This is a genomic window from Synechococcus sp. R55.8 (assembly GCF_047461895.1).
GTDB lineage: Bacteria > Cyanobacteriota > Cyanobacteriia > Thermostichales > Thermostichaceae > Thermostichus.
This window is the reverse complement of record NZ_JANSIB010000066.1, coordinates 6920-9195: the sequence shown is the minus strand read 5'-3', so window position 1 is coordinate 9195 and position 2276 is coordinate 6920. Positions and strand designations below refer to the sequence as shown.

Genomic DNA, 2276 nt, shown 5'->3' with positions numbered 1-2276 from the left:
AGCCAGAGACCTATCCCCACCGCCAGCCCAATCAAGAGAACTGCTCGCCGAAATGGGACGGAGTCCTGCATGGCCGGTTTGGTACGAACGCCTATCGATCAATTGGGGATCCCTGAGGGCTGCCCTGTAAGCTCATGGTGGCACAAGCCGACCTCAATTTTGGCCGATCTGAGCAAGGATTTTAGGTGCCCTGAGAATGGCCCAGAAGGCGTTGACGCAGCTTTTTGATTCTATCTCGCAGCTCGGCGGCTTCCTCAAATTCTAGGTTTTTGGCGGCCTCTTTCATCTTGAGTTCCAGTTGGCCGATCAGCTCCGGAATCTCGGAGAGAGGGATCTCTTGCGCAGCTTGAAAGGCTTTTTCCAGATCTGGGTCGTTAAGTTTGCGGGAGATGGCCAAAAAAGACAAGATGGCATTGCTGTTTTTCTTGACAATGGGCTTGGGCGTGATGTTGTGTTGGCGGTTGTATTGCAATTGAATTTCGCGGCGACGCTGGGTTTCGGCAATGGCCCGGGCCATGCTGCTGGTCATGGTGTCGGCGTACATCACCACCATACCGCGGACATTTCGTGCTGCCCGCCCGATCATCTGAATCAGGGAGCGCTCTGCTCGCAAAAACCCTTCTTTGTCAGCATCCAAAATGGCCACCAAGGAGACTTCCGGCAGGTCTAACCCTTCCCGCAGCAAGTTAACTCCTACCAACACGTCAAAGGCCCCTTCTCGAAAGTCTTGTAGGATTTCAATTCGCTCAATCGAGGTGATCTCGGAATGCAAATAGCGAACTCGGATCCCTCGCTCCTGGAGATATTCTGTGAGATCTTCTGCCATCCGTTTGGTGAGGGTGGTCACGATCACCCGTTCGGCAGATCCCTGCCGAGAGCGTTCCAATCGCAAGTAAATTTCTCCCAGCAAATCGTCCACTTGCCCAGCCGTGGGGCGCACATGCACCTCGGGATCCACCACCCCAGTGGGCCGAATCACCTGTTCGATAACCCGACCGCTGCCCTGCACATAAAACTTCAAGGTCTTGCCATCTTCCACCAGGGTTTCAAATTGGGCCTCGCTCTGCTCTAGTTCCCAGTTGCCGGGAGTAGCCGAAACAAAGATACACTGATGAACCTTGGCCCAAAATTCTTCGGCTTTGAGGGGGCGATTGTCGAGGGCGCTGGGCAGGCGAAAACCGTGATCCACCAGCACCTGCTTGCGGGCACGGTCGCCATTGTACATGCCGCGAATTTGGGGCACGGTCACGTGGGATTCATCCACCACCAGCAGCCAATCGTTGGCCTTGAAATAATCCACCAAGCAGGCGGGGGGCTCTCCTGCTTTGCGCCCTGTTAAATGTCTGGAGTAGTTTTCGATCCCATTGCAATAGCCCACCTCTCGCAGCATTTCTAGGTCGTAGCGGGTGCGCTGCTCTAGGCGTTGGGCTTCCAGGAGCTTGCCTTCTTTGCGAAAGAAGGCCAGTTGCTCTTCCAGTTCTTGCTCGATATTGAGGATCGCCCGCTCCAATTGTGCTTCCGGCGTTACAAAGTGCCGAGCAGGATAAACTCTGAGGGCGCTGAGGCTGTTCAAAATCTCACCTGTAACCGGATCAATTAAGCGAATGGCCTCGATCTCATCGCCAAAAAATTCGATGCGAATGACCCGATCCTCATACGCCGGCACAATTTCCAGCACATCCCCTTTGAGGCGAAATCGCCCCCGCACCAGCTCCAGGTCATTGCGCTCGTACTGGATGCTGGCCAGAGCCCGCAAGACATCCCGTTGGTTGATCTCCTGGCCGACTTTGAAGGGGATGGAAGCCTTCAGGTACTCCTCTGGCATGCCCAGACCATAGATGCAGCTCACCGAGGCCACCACAATCACATCCCGCCGTTCAAACAAAGAGCGGGTAGCCGAGTGCCGCAGCATATCGATTTCATCGTTGATGGAAGAAGATTTGGCGATGTAAGTATCGGTGCTGGGAACATAGGCTTCCGGTTGATAGTAGTCGTAATAGCTGATGAAGTATTCAACGGCATTGTGAGGAAAAAGCTCCCGCAGCTCATTGCACAGTTGTGCTGCCAAAGTCTTATTGTGGGCCATCACCAAGGTGGGCCTGCCGATTTGCTGGATGGTGTGGGCGATGGTAAATGTTTTGCCGGTTCCGGTTGCTCCCAGCAAGGTTTGGAAACGATGGCCTTCTGAAATTGACTTCACCAAACCGGCAATTGCCTTAGGTTGATCTCCGGTGGGTTGATAGGGAGAAACCAGTTGAAACTCTGACATGGGTTTG

At 54.0% G+C, this 2276-nt stretch carries 1 protein-coding gene; it reads right to left on the bottom strand.

Annotated features, from left to right (window positions below):
• Window positions 1–181: 181 nt before the first annotated feature.
• A complete protein-coding gene (uvrB, locus tag NW829_RS07910; RefSeq protein ID WP_414416823.1) occupies window positions 182–2269 on the bottom strand; it encodes an excinuclease ABC subunit UvrB in 2088 nt (695 codons plus the stop codon).
• Between the last annotated feature and the right edge of the window lie 7 nt (window positions 2270–2276).